The organism is Citrobacter sp. T1.2D-1, assembly GCF_950098555.1.
GTDB lineage: Bacteria > Pseudomonadota > Gammaproteobacteria > Enterobacterales > Enterobacteriaceae > Citrobacter_A > Citrobacter_A telavivensis.
This window is the reverse complement of the sequence record NZ_CATNHH010000012.1, coordinates 234,760-249,861: the sequence shown is the minus strand read 5'-3', so window position 1 is coordinate 249,861 and position 15,102 is coordinate 234,760. Positions and strand designations below refer to the sequence as shown.

The following is a 15,102-nucleotide window of genomic DNA, read 5'->3' as shown; positions in this document are numbered from 1 at the left end:
AGAAGGCGTTTTTGTTTCTACCTTACCGCATCATACCAACACTTCACTGTTCAGATCGCGATACTCTTTCGGCGTAGTGTCGTACTCTTTCTTAAAGACAGAATAGAAATATTGCAGCGAAGGATAGCCGCACATCTGCGAGATTTCGTTGATCGACAGCGTCGTGGAAATCAACAGGCTGCGCGCTTTCTCCAGCTTTTCCGCGTGAATCACCGCGTGAATGGTCTCCCCCACTTCTTCTTTAAACCGCTTCTCCAGATTAGAACGTGAAATTCCGACCGCATCCAGAACCTGATCCACTTTAATGCCTTTGCAGGCGTGGTTACGGATATAGTGCATCGCCTGAATGACGGCGGGATCGGAGAGGGAGCGATAGTCTGTCGAACGGCGTTCAACGACGCGTACCGGGGGGACCAGAATGCGCTGAAGCGGCAGTTCCTCATTTGCCAGCAGGCGATGCAGCAGCTTTGCCGCCTGATAACCCATTTGCCTCGCGCCCTGAGCCACCGACGACAGCGCAACCCGTGACAGATAGCGGGTCAGTTCTTCGTTATCAATGCCAATGACGCACAGCTTTTCGGGTACCGGAATATGCAGGTGTTCGCAGACCTGAAGCACATGACGGGCGCGGGCGTCGGTGACCGCTATAATGCCCGTCTGTGGCGGCAGGGTTTGCAGCCAGTCTGCCAGCCGGTTCTGTGCGTGTTGCCAGAGTTCCGGCGCGGTTTCCAGTCCCTGATACACCACGCCACGATACTTTTCCTCCGCCACCAACTGGCGGAAGGCATGCTCGCGTTCAGCAGCCCAACGCTTTCCGCTGGAGGCGGGCAGGCCGTAAAAGGCAAAACGGTTGACACCTTTTTCTTTCAGGTGCAGAAAGGCGCTTTCAACGAGGGCATGGTTATCGGTGGCAATGTAATGGACGGGGGGATAATTTTCCGCCAGATGATAGGAGCCTCCGACACCGATGATGGGCACATGGACATCAACTAACAATCGCGCGATCTCGTCGTCGTCATAGTCAGCAATAACGCCGTCACCTAACCACTCTTTGATGTTATCAATACGGGCGCGGAAGTCCTCCTCTATGAAGATGTCCCATTCGGATTGCGAGGCTTGTAGATATTCACCGACCCCTTCCACAACCTGACGGTCGTAGGCTTTGTTGGCATTAAATAACAGGGTAATACGGTGACGTTTATCAAACATGTTTCTGTCTCTGCTCAATCTTTCATAAACGACAATGCCGGACAGGTGTGACCGGCATGAAAATAGCCCTATTTTTCTGCAGTTCAGGCGCGGCGTTTTGTCGCCGAATCCATCCACACTGCCAGCAACAGAATTGCGCCCTTCACGATGTACTGCCAGAACGTTGGGACATCCATCATACTCATTCCGTTGTCCAGAGAAGCCATAATAAATGCGCCCATGACCGCGCCTGCGACGCTGCCGACACCGCCAGCTAGGCTTGTTCCGCCAATGACGCAGGCGGCAATGGCATCCAGTTCAGCGATATTTCCCGCCGATGGTGACCCGGCACCGAGACGCGAACTGAGGATAAGCCCGGCAATCGCCACCATCAGACCGTTGATGGCAAATACCGCCAGCTTGGTCCGCGCGACGTTAATGCCGGAAAGACGGGCGGCCTCCAGATTGCCACCGATGGCATAAATACGTCGGCCAAATGCGGTTCGCGTGGCCATAAACATCCCGGCGAGCAGCAAGAACACCAGCAGCAGAACGGGCGTCGGCACGCCGCGATAATCATTCAGTAGCCAGATGGCACCTAACACAATGATGGCGGTCAACGCCTGGCGACCCACGACGCTGGTTGATGCCGGGGCACCGAGCCCCAGGGACTGCCGACGCATGCGTCCACGCCACTGCCAGCCGATAAACGCCATCAAACCGATCGCGCCGAGGGTGAAGCCCAACCCATTGGATAAGTAGCTTTGCCCAATTTGCGACATAGCAGAACTGGTCGGCGATACGGTTGTACCATTGGTGATGCCGATCAGGATACCGCGAAACGCCAGCATCCCGGCCAGAGTCACAATAAACGACGGGACTTTGCGGTAGGCGACCCACCAGCCATTCCAGGCGCCGAGCAGTAACCCCAGCGCCAGCGTTACAATAATGGTAAACGGCAGCGGCCAGCCCAGCCAGACGTCGCAGATAGCCGCGACGCCGCCCAGCAGTCCCATCATGGAACCGACAGAGAGATCGATTTCCGCTGAGATGATGACGAACACCATGCCGACCGCCAGGATCCCCGTAATCGCGGTCTGGCGGAGCAGGTTGGAGACGTTACGTGCGCTGAGATACGCACCGTCCGTTGTCCAGGTAAAGAACAGCATGATCACAATGATGGCCGCGATCATCACGAACACCTGGAGATTTAGCGATTTAACCCCGGGAAAAACGCCCGTCAGTGGGGCGGTGAGTTTGACTTCAGACGGATTGTTTTTCGACATGATGTTCGCTCCTCAAAGCGGCTTCCATCACCTGCTCTTGCGTCAGGTTATGATTGACCAGGTTGGCTTTCAGTTTTCCTTCGTGCATCACCAGAATGCGGTCGCTGAGCCCCAGAACTTCGGGCAGTTCCGACGAGATGACGATAACGGCGATGCCCTGCTGAACGAGCTGGTTAATGAGCTTGTAGATTTCATATTTCGCGCCGATGTCGATACCCCGGGTGGGCTCATCAAGGATGAGAATTTGCGGGTTGAGCAACAGGCAGCGCGCCAGAATCGCTTTTTGTTGATTCCCGCCGCTCAGACGTCCGATCGCCAGCTCAGGAGAGGAGGTTTTGACTTTCAGACGTTGCAGGGATTCGAGGATGCATTTGTGTTCGGCAGCATCGTCTAGCTGGCTCACCTTGCCGGTAAACTGATCGAGCGCGGCGAGAGTAATGTTTTTCCCCACCGCCATGACCGGCACAATGCCATCGCGCTTACGGTCCTCCGGGACCATAGCGATCCCGTGGGCGATGGCTTGCTGACAGTTGCGGATATTGACGGACTGGCCGTCAATCACGACTTCACCTTCCCAGCGTCCGGGCCATACGCCAAACAGACACTGAACAAGTTCTGTGCGTCCTGCGCCCACCAGACCGGCGATCCCCAGAATTTCACCGCGCTTAAGCGAGAAGGAGACGTCATTCACGCGCCGAATATGGCGATTGACGGGATGCCAGGCAGTGAGATGATCAACGCGTAAAATCTCTTCACCCATGGTGTGAGGTTCGCTGGGGTAGAGTGCGGTGAGCTCGCGACCAACCATCATGGTGATGATATCGTCTTCGCTCATGCCAGCCGCGTCGCGGGTGCCAATATGCTTGCCATCACGGATCACGCAGATCGTGTCGGAAATGGCCTTCACTTCGTTCAGCTTGTGTGAAATGTAGATGCAGGCGATATCGTGCTGTTGCAGATCGCGGATGATCTCCAGCAGCACGGTCGTTTCCTGCTCGGTGAGTGACGCTGTCGGCTCGTCCAGAATCAGCAGGCGCACCTGTTTATTCAGTGCTTTCGCAATTTCAACCAGCTGTTGCTGACCAAGTCCCAGATCGCCTACCCGGGTATCGGGAGAAATAGCCAGGCTGACCTGATTGAGCAATTTTTGGCAGCGCAGGGTCATCATGTCGTAATCAAGCACGCCATGACGGCTTATTTCGCTGCCGAGGAAAATATTCTCCAGCACGGTTAAGTGTTTAACCAGTGCTAGCTCCTGATGGATGATGGCAATTCCTTTGCGTTCGGTATCACGAATATGGTTGGCCTGCAGTGTTTCTCCGGCAAATGTAATTTCACCTTCGTAACTACCATGGGGATAAATACCGCACAGTACCTTCATCAGCGTCGATTTACCCGAGCCATTCTCGCCGCATAATGAAATAATTTCACCGGCATTCAGTCTGAGGCTGACGTTATCAATCGCCTTGACGACACCGAAGGTTTTGGTGATGTTCTTCATTTCAAGTAGACAGGACATAGCGACTCCGCAGTAGCCAATGAGAGATCCCGGCGTGATGGGAAATGCGCGCCCTCAGCGGTTGCCGGGGCGCTGCGCTTACAGTTCGCTCTGCTTATGGAATCCGTCTTTAATCACGGTCTCATTGATGTTGTTTTTGTTAACGTCAATCGGCGTCAATAAGCGGGAAGGGACATCTTTCAGACCGTTATTTAACGTAGCGTCGGCTTTAGGTTGCTGTCCGTTACCCAGTTCTACGGCGATTTCGGCGGCGGTATTGGCCAGCAGCGTAATCGGCTTATAGACGGTCATGGTTTGTGTTCCTGCGACAATGCGTTTGATACCCGCAAGGTCGGCGTCCTGACCTGAAATCGCCACTTTCCCTGAAAGCCCCTGCGCACTGAGCGCCTGAACCGCCCCGCCTGCCGTTGCGTCATTGGAGGCGACAACCGCGTCAATGTTGTTATTGTTCGCGGTTAAGGCGTTTTCCATTATTTTCAGCGCATTTTCCGGCAGCCAACCGTCAACCCATTGATCGCCCACCACCTTTATTTTTCCGGAATCGATATACGGTTTTAAGACTTTCATCTGCCCGGCGCGGAAGAGTTTGGCATTATTATCGACCGGCGAACCGCCCATCAGAAAATAATTTCCCTGAGGGACGCGCTCAACTAATGCCTGAGCCTGTAACTCACCCACTTTTTCGTTATCAAATGAAATATAGAAATCAATGTCAGCGTCATTGATCATGCGGTCATAAGCTAAAACTTTAATACCTTCCTGTTTCGCCTCTTTAACCACGTTACTTAATACTTGTCCGTTATAAGGAATAATAACGAGGACATCCACCCCTCGGTTGATCATATTTTCAATCTGCGACATCTGGGTTTCTTCATTCCCGTTCGCGGATTGCACAAAGACTTTAGCGCCAAGCGATTCGGCTTTGCTGACGAAAATATCGCGATCTTTCTGCCAGCGCTCGAGGCGCAGGTCATCAATCGCCATGCCGATTTTAATTTCTTTGGCATGTCCCGCCACGCTGGTAAGCAAAAGGGAGGTGCAGACAGTGAGTAAGAGATTCTTCATCTTCATAATCGTGATGCCTTTTGTTAGAGGGAGCAACAATAAAAGTAACAATCACAGCATAAGACGTTGCAGAATTTAGCAATTCATACGGGGAAGACAATTACAGATTTTTATCTTGCGGTTACGAAATTTGGTTTATTTCCTGAATTATGACCAGGATCTTACTTTTTACCGTGGGGACTGGATGTTGCATTTATGCCAGCAGAGTACCCATTTTTTGCAAATGGATATTTTTATTTTGCGAGGTGGCGCACACTTGTGAATTCTCTCAATAGCAGTGTGAAATAACATAATTGAGCAACGGGAATAGAGTGACCAATATTACGGCATGACCTATCACCGCCGTATTTCCTGATTATGGAGTTCATTATGCAGGCATATTTTGACCAACTCGATCGCGTTCGTTATGAAGGTTCCCAATCCACTAATCCGTTAGCATTCCGTCATTACAATCCTGATGAGATCGTTCTGGGCAAACGGATGGAAGATCATCTGCGTTTTGCGGCCTGCTATTGGCACACCTTCTGCTGGAACGGGGCTGATATGTTTGGTGTTGGGGCGTTTAATCGTCCGTGGCAGCAACCGGGCGATGCGCTGGCGCTGGCGAAACGTAAAGCTGATGTCGCGTTTGAGTTCTTCCACAAGCTGCATGTTCCGTTCTACTGCTTCCACGATGTTGATGTTTCGCCGGAAGGCGCGTCGCTAAAAGAGTACAAAAATAACTTTGCTCAAATGGTGGATGTGCTGGCTGAGAAGCAAGAACAGAGCGGCGTGAAGCTGCTATGGGGCACGGCAAACTGTTTCACCAACCCACGTTATGGCGCCGGGGCGGCCACGAACCCGGATCCGGAAGTCTTCAGTTGGGCGGCCACTCAGGTGGTGACAGCGATGGATGCCACGCACAAACTGGGCGGTGAAAACTATGTGCTGTGGGGGGGACGTGAAGGATACGAAACCTTGCTCAATACCGACCTGCGTCAGGAGCGTGAGCAAATTGGCCGCTTCATGCAGATGGTGGTTGAGCACAAACACAAAACGGGATTCCAGGGCACGCTGTTGATCGAGCCGAAACCACAGGAACCGACCAAGCATCAGTATGACTACGATGCGTCGACCGTTTACGGCTTCCTCAAGCAGTTCGGTCTGGAAAAAGAGATCAAACTGAATATCGAGGCTAACCACGCGACGCTGGCGGGCCACTCATTCCACCACGAAATCGCGACGGCAATTGCGCTGGGTCTGTTCGGCTCTGTGGATGCCAACCGGGGGGACGCACAGCTGGGCTGGGATACCGACCAGTTCCCGAACAGCGTAGAAGAGAACGCGCTGGTGATGTATGAAATTCTCAAAGCGGGCGGTTTCACCACCGGTGGTCTGAATTTTGACGCCAAAGTGCGCCGTCAGAGTACAGATAAGTACGATCTGTTTTATGGCCACATCGGCGCGATGGACACGATGGCACTGTCGCTGAAAATCGCGGCACGCATGATTGAGGGTGGCGAACTGGATAAGCGCGTCGCGAAGCGTTATGCCGGCTGGAGTAGCGAACTGGGTCAGCAGATCCTGAAAGGACAGATGTCGCTAAGCGAACTGGCGCATTATGCTGAACAGCACAACCTGGCACCGGTACATCAGAGCGGCCATCAGGAGCAGTTGGAAAACCTGGTGAATCATTACCTGTTCGATAAGTAATCGACGTCACCGGGTGACGCAGTGCTTTCCCGGTCGGTTGTTTTTTACAGGCCCGGTGAGCATTGTGTCACCGGGCATTTTCAGTTTAAGGAACCCACTTTATGTATATCGGGATCGATCTTGGCACCTCGGGCGTGAAAGCGATTTTGCTCAATGAGCAAGGCGAGGTGGTCGCATCGCAAACGGAAAAACTCACTGTCTCCCGTCCTCATCCGCTCTGGTCGGAACAAGATCCCGAACAGTGGTGGCTGGCGACGGACCGCGCCCTGAAGGCGCTGGGCAAACAGCATTCATTAAGCAAAGTAAAAGCGCTGGGGATTGCCGGGCAGATGCACGGCGCGACGTTGCTCGACAGCCAGCAGCAGGTACTGCGACCGGCCATTCTGTGGAATGACGGACGCTGTGGCGAGGAGTGCGCGTTGCTGGAGTCAATGGTGCCGCAGTCGCGGGCTATCACCGGTAACCTGATGATGCCTGGATTCACAGCACCGAAGCTGCTGTGGGTACAGCGTCACGAGCCTGCGGTTTTCCGCCAGGTAGCGAAAGTGCTGCTGCCAAAAGATTATCTGCGTTTACGCATGACGGGTGAGTTTGCCAGCGACATGTCTGATGCCGCGGGAACGATGTGGCTGGATGTGGAAAAACGTGACTGGAGTGACGTGATGCTGAATGCCTGTGGCCTGACTCGTGACCATATGCCCGCGCTATTCGAAGGGAGTGAGATTACCGGCAGGTTGCTGCCTGATGTCGCAATGGCGTGGGATATGCCTGCGGTTTCTGTTGTTGCGGGCGGTGGCGACAATGCCGCAGGTGCGGTGGGCGTGGGAATGTTCAACGCCGATCAGGCCATGCTGTCTCTGGGGACGTCCGGCGTCTATTTTGCCGTTAGCGACGGTTTCCTGAGCAAGCCCGAAAGCGCGGTACACAGTTTTTGCCATGCGTTGCCTGAGCGCTGGCATCTGATGTCGGTGATGTTAAGTGCGGCCTCCTGTCTGGACTGGGCGGCGACGTTAACCGGTCTGGTGACGGTGCCGGCGCTGATTGATGCGGCGCAGCAGGCTGATGATGCCGCAGACCCCATCTGGTTTCTGCCGTACCTTTCAGGTGAGCGTACGCCGCATAACAATCCTCAGGCGAAAGGCGTTTTCTTTGGTCTGACCCATCAGCATGGGCCTGCTGAACTGGCGCGCGCGGTGCTGGAAGGGGTGGGCTATGCGTTGGCTGACGGGATGGACGTGGTACACGCCTGTGGCGTTAAGCCGCGTAGCATCACGCTGATCGGCGGTGGTGCACGCAGCGCGTACTGGCGGCAGATGCTGGCGGATATCAGCGGTCTGCAACTGGATTATCGCACCGGTGGCGACGTGGGGCCGGCGCTGGGCGCCGCCCGTCTGGCGCAAATAGCGATGAACCCGGAGAGATCGTTAGTGGAACTGTTGCCACAACTCTCGCTTGAGCAGACGCATATGCCCGATGCGCAACGTCATAGCGTTTATCAACAGCGCCGCGAAATCTTCCGTCGTCTTTATCAGCAATTACTTCCACTCATGTCCTGAGCCTGAATCCCTCCTGGTCGCAGGAGGGATTTATCTAATCGATAAGAAAATCAAAATAATAGATTAATCGCATGAATGAATTCTGAATTCTCCTGCTGACACTATTTTTCGTTGTTGTCTTTACGGGGTTGTCCCTACTCTGATCCCCTATTGGATAAGGGGACTCAGTGAAAAGCTCAACGTTGATTTCATGGTTGTTGCTCATTTCCGGCATATCGACTTACGTTATCGGCTTATGGATGGCATGTCCGTCACTGAGCGGAAAGGGCTATTTTCTCAGTATCCTGGTGACCGCAATGTTTGTTACGTACGTTTATCTGCGTGAGGCTATGCGCGAGCAACTCGACGACCGCTTTGTCTCCACATGTCAAATGGTGGCGCTGATTACGCTTGGCTTATTTCTGGTTGGGATTATCAATGCGCCGCTTTCGCTGAGTGAACGGGCAGTCTATCTCGTGGCGCTGTGCGTGAGTTTGCAGGGATTCGTACGCGTGGTTCGGGTTAAATAAAAGGAGATCACATTGCTGTGGTGCTGTCTGGTCTGCTATCTGCTTCGCCGCCTGAAACGGCGTTCGGTCTAATTTCCCCCAATGCCCGGTTCAAAAGACCGGGCATTTCAACGTCAACTGACCAGTCTGCGCGTATCGAGTCGTTGTAACAGCATTGAAAGCAGTAAACTGCCTGCGAGGGTGGCGCTAAAGATCCACAGTATATCCAGCGGTGGCCAGCGTTTGATGTCCAGTCCGCCAGTGCGTAACGCATGAATAATGAGCGCATGAAAACCATAAATGCCGAGCGAATGGCGGGAGATCAATCCCAGGCCAGGGACGGTTTGTGTGTTCAGCGTGTTTTTGACCAGAGTAAGCAGTGTGACGGCGCAGATAAAAACCATCGGCCCGCAATAGAGATACCAGGTATCGGCAAAATTACCGCGCCACTGCAATTCATGCAGCGTCCCACGAGATATAACCCACACCGCAACCACGAAAAGCCCCGCGCTTAGCCAGGAAAGCGCACTTTTTTGCGTCTCCATCATGCCAATGGCGCGCCCCAGCATTCCGTACAGAATGTAGTAAAAGGTATCGCCGTTGATATACAAATTAATGGGGAGCCACTCGAACCCGCCCACTTTTTGCGACACGGTGTTTGGGTTGGCGAGAATGCCAATGACCACCATCAGCACCAGCAGCATTTTGCCGCTGACGTTTTTTACCTGAATCAGCGGTGAGACCAGGTAGATTACGGCAATCGCGAAGAAAAACCACAGGTGATAAAACACCGGCTTTTGCAGCAGGTTTTTTAAGGAGAGTCCGGCGTTAATCGAGGTAAATAGCGTGATGTAGAGCAGGGCGACGGCGCTGTAGAACAGCAGGCACAGCGCGATGCGTAAAAAATGGCGCGATTGCGCGCTGCGCTCGCCAAAAAAGAGATAGCCCGAAATCATAAAAAACAGCGGTACGCTGACGCGGGATGCCGAATTCAGTATGTTGGCAAGATCCCAGTTAACGGAACTGACGCTCTGTGCATTTGTAATGTACCAGGTTGTGGTGTGAATCATCACCACCATCAGACAGGCGATCCCTCGCAGGTTATCAATCCAGAAAATTTTGGGCTGCATCAGTTCCTCTGTTTTCGTTTCAAAAATGCTCTGACTCACATTTTGTCAGCCTGTCTCGCTGGATTAATCTGAGTTTTTACACTAAAGCTTGTGATGGTCCGATGAGATTCGCAAAATGCGTCTGCCACACCGAACGTAATAATAATAAGACTGATCAGTAAATTAGGCGGTAATAAAATGATGATGAAATCTTTCTTTCCAGCAATGGTGATGCTTCTGCTGGCAGGATGTACAACCTCTCAACAACCGCCGATGCAAAAGGCGCAGAAAGCGAAAGTCAGCCCCACGCGCACGCTGGATATGGAAGCGTTGTGCAAGGATCAGGCCGCGCGGCGCTATAACACCGGCACGCAGAAAATTGATGTCACGGGCTTTGAACAATTTCAGGGGAGTTATGAGATGCGCGGTGCTACCTTCCGTAAAGAGAGTTTTGTCTGCTCTTTTGACGCGGATGGGCAGTTTTTACATCTTTCCATGCGCTGAGTCCTGCCTTTTTCCCGTTTCGTACTGTATATCTTGCAGTCAGCGGGTATACTGATCCCTTCCTTTTAAAACCACACGTATCCAGCACGAAATACTATGCAAAAGTTTGATACCAAGACCTTCCAGGGCCTGATCCTGACATTACAGGATTACTGGGCTCGCCAGGGCTGCACCATTGTTCAACCTTTGGACATGGAAGTGGGCGCAGGTACCTCGCACCCGATGACCAGCCTGCGCGCGTTGGGGCCAGAACCGATGGCAACCGCGTATGTGCAACCTTCTCGTCGTCCCACTGATGGACGCTACGGCGAAAACCCAAACCGTTTACAGCACTACTATCAGTTCCAGGTGGTGATTAAGCCCTCTCCGGACAACATCCAGGAGCTGTATCTCGGGTCGCTGAAAGAGCTGGGCATGGACCCCACCATTCACGACATTCGGTTCGTGGAAGATAACTGGGAAAACCCAACGCTGGGTGCCTGGGGTCTGGGCTGGGAAGTGTGGCTGAACGGGATGGAAGTGACGCAGTTCACTTACTTCCAGCAGGTTGGCGGACTGGAATGTAAGCCGATCACCGGTGAAATCACCTATGGTCTGGAACGTCTGGCGATGTACATTCAGGGCGTAGACAGCGTTTACGACCTGGTCTGGAGCGACGGCCCGTTGGGTAAAACCACTTACGGCGACGTGTTCCATCAGAACGAAGTGGAGCAATCCACCTACAACTTCGAATACGCGGATGTGGACTTCCTGTTCACCTGCTTTGAGCAGTACGAGAAAGAAGCGCAGCAACTGCTGGCGCTGGAAACCCCACTGCCGCTGCCTGCCTACGAGCGTATTCTGAAGGCCGCCCATAGCTTCAACCTGCTGGATGCGCGTAAGGCCATCTCCGTCACTGAACGTCAGCGCTACATTCTGCGTATTCGTACCCTGACAAAAGCGGTGGCAGAAGCTTACTACGCGTCCCGTGAAGCCCTCGGCTTCCCGATGTGCAATAAAGACAAATAAGAGGCGGCCATGTCTGAGAAAACTTTCCTGGTGGAAATCGGCACTGAAGAGCTGCCACCAAAAGCCCTGCGCAGCCTGGCGGAATCTTTTGCTGCGAATGTGACTGCGGAGCTGGACAACGCCGGCATCGCACACGGTCAAGTCGAATGGTTTGCGGCGCCGCGTCGTCTGGCGCTGAAAATCGCTAATCTGGCAGAATCCCAGCCCGATCGCGAAGTTGAAAAACGCGGTCCGGCGATTGCCCAGGCATTTGATGCCGAAGGCAAACCGAGCAAAGCAGCAGAAGGCTGGGCTCGGGGTTGTGGCATTACCGTTGATCAGGCCGAGCGCCTGACGACTGATAAAGGCGAATGGCTGCTGTATCGTGCGCTCGTGAAAGGCGAAAGCGCCGAAGCACTGCTGCCGAACATGGTAGCCACGTCGCTGGCGAAACTGCCGATCCCGAAACTGATGCGCTGGGGAGCGAGCGACGTGCACTTCGTGCGTCCGGTACACACCGTCACCCTGCTGCTGGGCGACAAAGTCATTCCGGCAACCATTTTGGGTATCCAGTCCGATCGCGTCATTCGCGGCCATCGCTTTATGGGCGAGCCGGAATTTACCATCGACAATGCCGACCAGTATCCGCAGATCCTGCTGGAGCGCGGTAAGGTCATTGCCGACTACGAACAGCGTAAAGCCAAAATCAAAGCGGATGCGGAAGACGCGGCGCGCACCATTGGCGGGAATGCCGATCTGAGCGAAAGTCTGCTGGAAGAAGTGACTTCGCTGGTGGAATGGCCCGTCGTACTGACGGCGAAATTCGAAGAGAAATTCCTCGCGGTACCTTCTGAAGCGCTGGTGTACACCATGAAAGGTGACCAGAAGTACTTCCCGGTCTACGCCAACGACGGCAAATTGCTGCCGAACTTTATCTTCGTTGCGAATATCGAATCGAAAGATCCACAGCAAATCATCTCCGGTAACGAGAAGGTGGTGCGCCCGCGTCTGGCGGATGCCGAGTTCTTCTTTAATACCGACCGTAAAAAACGTCTGGAAGACAATCTGCCGCGTCTGCAAACCGTGCTGTTCCAGCAGCAACTGGGTACGTTGCGCGACAAGACCGATCGTATTCAGGCGCTGGCGGGCTGGATTGCTGGTCAGATAGGCGCAGACGTTAACCATGCTACCCGCGCGGGCCTGCTGTCGAAGTGTGACCTGATGACCAACATGGTCTTCGAGTTCACCGACACCCAGGGCGTGATGGGCATGCACTACGCCCGCCACGATGGTGAAGCGGAAGATGTCGCTGTTGCCCTGAACGAACAGTATCAGCCGCGCTTTGCCGGTGATGACCTGCCGTCTAACCCGGTTGCCTGCGCACTGGCGATTGCGGACAAGATGGATACCCTGGCGGGTATCTTCGGTATCGGTCAGCACCCGAAAGGGGACAAAGACCCGTTCGCCCTGCGTCGTGCTGCGCTGGGTGTGCTGCGCATTATCGTTGAGAAGAACCTGAACCTCGACCTGCAGACGCTGACCGAAGAAGCGGTGCGTCTGTACGGTGACAAGCTGACCAACGCTAACGTCGTTGATGACGTCATCGACTTCATGCTCGGCCGCTTCCGCGCCTGGTATCAGGATGAAGGCTACACGGTGGATACCATCCAGGCGGTACTGGCGCGTCGTCCGACTCGCCCGGCAGATTTCGATGCGCGTATGAAGGCGGTCTCCCACTTCCGCACTCTGGAAGCGGCCTCTGCGCTGGCGGCTGCCAATAAGCGTGTTTCCAACATTCTGGCGAAGTCTGATGAGACGCTGAACGAGCGTGTTAACGCCGCGACGCTGAAAGAGCCGGAAGAGATCGCGCTGGCGATGCAGGTTGTCGTGCTGCGTGACAAGCTTGAACCGTACTTTGCCGAAGGTCGTTACCAGGACGCGCTGGTGGAACTGGCTGAACTCCGTGAGCCGGTTGATTTATTCTTCGAAAAAGTGATGGTGAACGTCGAGGATAAAGACCTGCGTATTAACCGTCTCTCGATGCTTGAAAAACTGCGCGAGCTGTTCCTGCGCGTGGCGGATATTTCGCTGCTGCAATAAGCGTAGTGCCAGCAATAAAAACCTGCCGTTGGGCAGGTTTTTTTATGGGTTCAGTTTGGGCAGCGCTGTCTGCGCGCTTACTGCAACTGCAGTTCCGTCAGACAGGTCTGGCTGTCATCCTTCGTGGCAATCGCGTGTGACGCCGTTTTGCCGTTGTAGCTCACTTCTATTGTCCCTTCGATGTTGCGCGGCAACCAGACGCCGATAAACCCGTTCTGATAGCTTTTGATGGGTTTCTGAATCAACACATCGCCTTTCTTATCCGTCACTTTAACGTTGAACGTGGTATCCGGCATTTCACCCTGACAGCCGGAAAGGCTGTGGTTAAAGCACGGGTGCGTCTGTTGTTGGTAAGGCGCAAAGGAGAGATAGAACTTTTCGCCCAGCGGCAGGGTATACATCTGCCCATCAGAGGCGAGTTTTAACTCGGTACTGGTGATGGAAGCCGAATACGGTAGCGGACGGGACTGCGGCGTTTGATCGATGGTATCCACGATCTGTTCGACTGACTTACCGGCAAGACCATGTTCGGCAAGGAACGCGGCTTCTGGTGATGCAGCAAATGCGGTGCTGCTGGCGAGTAAACCTAACGTAAGGAACAAAGGGAGTCTGGACATAGTGTCAATTCCATGTGTAAAACAAGGTTTTTACTATAAAGCTTACCCTTAGGGAAAGGTCAAAGCCTGGACAGGTAAAGTAATGCAAAGAAGGGGAATGGGGATGGCAAAAGGTGGGAGAGAGATAAAAAAAATCCCCGCCGTCTGGCAGGGATCTTGAATTCTGAGCTTATGTAAGCTTACAGGCTGGTTACGTTACCAGCTGCCGGGCCTTTAGCGCCGCTTTCGATGGTGAAGGAAACTTTCTGACCTTCATCCAGAGATTTGTAGCCTTCGTTCTGGATAGCAGAGAAGTGTACGAACACGTCTTTAGAGCCATCGTCAGGAGTGATGAAGCCGAAACCTTTGTCAGCGTTGAACCATTTTACGATACCAGTCATTTTACCGGACATAGTGTATTACCTTTTAAAAAATAAGTGTGCCTTTCGGCGATATGGCGTGCTCTACAGATTTTTTAAGCGTTAAGGAAATGCGCACTACGAGGGGTATCAACGATAACTCTTGAAGGGGACTACCTTACTAAACTGCTTTAATGGTCTGTACGTCAAACCGTGGGACGCATTAACTCATGTAACGCCAGTTGATGCAACTGTTATTTTGCTCCTGGTGGGTTAAGTGGTCAGAAAACGGCCCTGTATCAGGACCGTTCATTAATCATTGTCGACTACTCCATCAACTGCTTACTCAATGCCGGGTTAGCCTGTATCAGGCGCATCAGCTTCAATTCCGTACTGGAGGGTTTAACGCGTTTTGATTCCCACTCCTGTACCAGTGCAACCGTTACGCCTAACGCTCTGGCGAAATCATCTGTTTTAAGTCCACTCCCTCGTCGTAGCTGTTCAACTTCGCTAAAGGGGCTTGGCTTATTTGTCAGGGTGATTCTTGATGATTCTTCTTTAAAAACAATTTGTTCCAGGCTGCTCAGCAGCTCAAACATAGGATCTTTAGATTCCATTGAGAACTCCTCTAAATCACACTGCGGGATCGTGAA

General features: G+C 53.3%; 14 protein-coding genes. 6 read left to right on the top strand and 8 right to left on the bottom strand.

The window, feature by feature from the left end; translation table 11 throughout:
- Positions 1-30 precede the first annotated feature (30 nt).
- From xylR to xylF, 4 genes are all read right to left on the bottom strand, one after another.
- A complete protein-coding gene (gene xylR / locus QQZ17_RS12580; protein WP_152400543.1) occupies positions 31-1,209 on the bottom strand; it encodes a D-xylose utilization transcriptional activator XylR in 1,179 nt (392 codons plus the stop codon).
- 83 nt (positions 1,210-1,292) lie between these two features.
- Positions 1,293-2,474 (bottom strand): xylose ABC transporter permease XylH, encoded by a 1,182-nt coding sequence (xylH, locus tag QQZ17_RS12575; protein ID WP_152400541.1) that lies wholly within the window; start codon positions 2,472-2,474, stop codon positions 1,293-1,295.
- Positions 2,452-3,993, bottom strand: a complete 1,542-nt coding sequence (locus QQZ17_RS12570) for a xylose ABC transporter ATP-binding protein (RefSeq protein ID WP_152400540.1) — start codon at positions 3,991-3,993, stop codon at positions 2,452-2,454. The genes xylH and QQZ17_RS12570 overlap by 23 nt, the downstream gene beginning before the upstream one ends.
- A 78-nt stretch (positions 3,994-4,071) precedes the next feature.
- Entirely contained in the window at positions 4,072-5,064 is a 993-nt protein-coding gene (xylF, locus tag QQZ17_RS12565) for a D-xylose ABC transporter substrate-binding protein (RefSeq protein WP_042998578.1), read from the bottom strand.
- Between the two features lie 363 nt (positions 5,065-5,427).
- Here xylF and xylA point away from each other — a divergent pair, with 363 nt between their 5' ends.
- The 3 genes from xylA to yiaB all read left to right on the top strand — a co-directional run bounded on the left by xylA (position 5,428) and on the right by yiaB (position 8,815).
- On the top strand, positions 5,428-6,750 hold the full coding sequence (gene xylA / locus QQZ17_RS12560; RefSeq protein WP_152400538.1) for a xylose isomerase: 1,323 nt from the start codon (positions 5,428-5,430) through the stop codon (positions 6,748-6,750).
- 101 nt (positions 6,751-6,851) lie between these two features.
- Positions 6,852-8,306 carry a xylulokinase gene (gene xylB, locus QQZ17_RS12555; RefSeq protein ID WP_152400536.1) on the top strand — a complete coding sequence of 485 codons (1,455 nt, stop codon included), beginning with the start codon at positions 6,852-6,854 and terminating at the stop codon, positions 8,304-8,306.
- Between the two features lie 167 nt (positions 8,307-8,473).
- Positions 8,474-8,815, top strand: a complete 342-nt coding sequence (yiaB, locus tag QQZ17_RS12550; protein WP_152400534.1) for an inner membrane protein YiaB — start codon at positions 8,474-8,476, stop codon at positions 8,813-8,815.
- Between the two features lie 113 nt (positions 8,816-8,928).
- Here the strand turns inward: yiaB and QQZ17_RS12545 are convergent, their stop codons facing one another.
- A complete protein-coding gene (locus QQZ17_RS12545; RefSeq protein ID WP_152400533.1) occupies positions 8,929-9,924 on the bottom strand; it encodes an acyltransferase in 996 nt (331 codons plus the stop codon).
- 177 nt (positions 9,925-10,101) lie between these two features.
- On the opposite strand from QQZ17_RS12545, the gene QQZ17_RS12540 reads away from it, so the two are divergent.
- The 3 genes from QQZ17_RS12540 (at position 10,102) to glyS (ending at position 13,494) form a co-directional block, all read left to right on the top strand.
- Positions 10,102-10,407, top strand: a complete 306-nt coding sequence (locus tag QQZ17_RS12540; protein WP_152400531.1) for a YsaB family lipoprotein — start codon at positions 10,102-10,104, stop codon at positions 10,405-10,407.
- 96 nt (positions 10,408-10,503) lie between these two features.
- Positions 10,504-11,415, top strand: a complete 912-nt coding sequence (gene glyQ, locus QQZ17_RS12535; protein WP_042323214.1) for a glycine--tRNA ligase subunit alpha — start codon at positions 10,504-10,506, stop codon at positions 11,413-11,415.
- A 9-nt stretch (positions 11,416-11,424) separates the two neighbouring features.
- Positions 11,425-13,494 (top strand): glycine--tRNA ligase subunit beta, encoded by a 2,070-nt coding sequence (gene glyS, locus QQZ17_RS12530; RefSeq protein WP_152400529.1) that lies wholly within the window; start codon positions 11,425-11,427, stop codon positions 13,492-13,494.
- A gap of 77 nt (positions 13,495-13,571) precedes the next feature.
- Here glyS and cueP read toward each other — a convergent pair whose 3' ends face one another.
- The 3 genes from cueP to QQZ17_RS12515 form a co-directional block, all read right to left on the bottom strand.
- Positions 13,572-14,111 carry a copper-binding periplasmic metallochaperone CueP gene (gene cueP, locus QQZ17_RS12525; protein ID WP_152400527.1) on the bottom strand — a complete coding sequence of 180 codons (540 nt, stop codon included), beginning with the start codon at positions 14,109-14,111 and terminating at the stop codon, positions 13,572-13,574.
- A gap of 179 nt (positions 14,112-14,290) precedes the next feature.
- Complete coding sequence (gene cspE / locus QQZ17_RS12520; RefSeq protein WP_004126446.1) at positions 14,291-14,503, bottom strand: transcription antiterminator/RNA stability regulator CspE; 213 nt, start codon at positions 14,501-14,503, stop codon at positions 14,291-14,293.
- Between the two features lie 272 nt (positions 14,504-14,775).
- Positions 14,776-15,066 (bottom strand): HTH-type transcriptional regulator, encoded by a 291-nt coding sequence (locus QQZ17_RS12515; protein WP_152400524.1) that lies wholly within the window; start codon positions 15,064-15,066, stop codon positions 14,776-14,778.
- Between the last annotated feature and the right edge of the window lie 36 nt (positions 15,067-15,102).

What these genes read in the sequence shown, in the direction of transcription:
- xylR (WP_152400543.1), bottom strand. Translation starts at nt 1,209, where the DNA reads ATGTTTGATAAACGTCACCGTATTACCCTGTTATTTAATGCCAACAAA.
- xylH (WP_152400541.1), bottom strand. Translation starts at nt 2,474, where the DNA reads ATGTCGAAAAACAATCCGTCTGAAGTCAAACTCACCGCCCCACTGACG.
- QQZ17_RS12570 (WP_152400540.1), bottom strand. Translation starts at nt 3,993, where the DNA reads ATGTCCTGTCTACTTGAAATGAAGAACATCACCAAAACCTTCGGTGTC.
- xylF (WP_042998578.1), bottom strand. Translation starts at nt 5,064, where the DNA reads ATGAAGATGAAGAATCTCTTACTCACTGTCTGCACCTCCCTTTTGCTT.
- xylA (WP_152400538.1), top strand. Translation starts at nt 5,428, where the DNA reads ATGCAGGCATATTTTGACCAACTCGATCGCGTTCGTTATGAAGGTTCC.
- xylB (WP_152400536.1), top strand. Translation starts at nt 6,852, where the DNA reads ATGTATATCGGGATCGATCTTGGCACCTCGGGCGTGAAAGCGATTTTG.
- QQZ17_RS12545 (WP_152400533.1), bottom strand. Translation starts at nt 9,924, where the DNA reads ATGCAGCCCAAAATTTTCTGGATTGATAACCTGCGAGGGATCGCCTGT.
- QQZ17_RS12540 (WP_152400531.1), top strand. Translation starts at nt 10,102, where the DNA reads ATGATGATGAAATCTTTCTTTCCAGCAATGGTGATGCTTCTGCTGGCA.
- glyQ (WP_042323214.1), top strand. Translation starts at nt 10,504, where the DNA reads ATGCAAAAGTTTGATACCAAGACCTTCCAGGGCCTGATCCTGACATTA.
- glyS (WP_152400529.1), top strand. Translation starts at nt 11,425, where the DNA reads ATGTCTGAGAAAACTTTCCTGGTGGAAATCGGCACTGAAGAGCTGCCA.
- cueP (WP_152400527.1), bottom strand. Translation starts at nt 14,111, where the DNA reads ATGTCCAGACTCCCTTTGTTCCTTACGTTAGGTTTACTCGCCAGCAGC.
- cspE (WP_004126446.1), bottom strand. Translation starts at nt 14,503, where the DNA reads ATGTCCGGTAAAATGACTGGTATCGTAAAATGGTTCAACGCTGACAAA.
- QQZ17_RS12515 (WP_152400524.1), bottom strand. Translation starts at nt 15,066, where the DNA reads ATGGAATCTAAAGATCCTATGTTTGAGCTGCTGAGCAGCCTGGAACAA.